This is a genomic window from Bacillus sp. SIMBA_005 (assembly GCF_046535585.1).
Classification (GTDB): Bacteria; Bacillota; Bacilli; order Bacillales; family Bacillaceae; genus Bacillus; species Bacillus pumilus.
Genome location: NZ_JAWRWI010000433.1, coordinates 1 through 270 on the forward strand (window position 1 = coordinate 1; position 270 = coordinate 270).

The 270-nt window shown below is 37.4% G+C and carries 1 pseudogene; it reads left to right on the top strand.

What is annotated here, in order from left to right:
- Positions 1 to 117: 117 nt before the first annotated feature.
- Positions 118 to 270, top strand: a pseudogene (locus SB660_RS20775) (MarR family transcriptional regulator); the annotation flags it as partial.

Below are 270 nucleotides of genomic sequence, written 5' to 3' on the forward strand. Positions count from 1 at the left end.
CTGTGGCATTTTTGAAAAAGCCGTACCCGTCCTTATTAGTCACCATGTTGACTTATTTCCCTTTGTGATGTATATTATAATTGTCAACATGGTGACAATTTAGATGGGAGATAACTTATGGATATTAAATTACTAATGAAGGAACTGCATTTTATGCAACAAAGTTACGCATCATTATTTTCGGTTGTCAATAAGGTGCAGACTCGGGGGGACGAATACTTAGAAATGTTGACTTCCCGACAGCACATGACTCTTATTGCTATTGCCCAT